Source organism: Salinimicrobium oceani (assembly GCF_012037645.1).
Map to the genome: position 1 here is coordinate 1 of NZ_JAAVJR010001600.1, position 288 is coordinate 288.

Here is a 288-nt window from a genome sequence, read left to right on the forward strand (position 1 = left end):
GTTGGAGAATTTCCTTAAAATTGTAATTTTGCAGGTATGGGAACAGATATCACACCAGAGATAAAGCGATTTAAGGAGGTTCGGGATGAAAATAATTTCACCCAGGCCGAATTTGCTGAGGTATTAGGGATCAAGAATTCCACTGCCGACATTGAAAGAGGTCGTACCAAACTTTCGGGTAAGATCGTTGCCGAATTGCTCCGCCAGTTCGGGATCAATCCTGTGTGGCTCTTTGGTGAGAGTAATCAAAAATATCTGCAGGTAACTAAAGGTGATGTTAGTCCCAAG

1 protein-coding gene is annotated in these 288 nt (G+C 42.7%); it reads left to right on the forward strand.

The features are described 5' to 3' along the window. Positions 1–36: 36 nt before the first annotated feature. The coding region (locus tag HC175_RS23245) for a helix-turn-helix domain-containing protein (protein WP_168140107.1) at positions 37–288 on the forward strand (252 nt) is incomplete at its 3' end.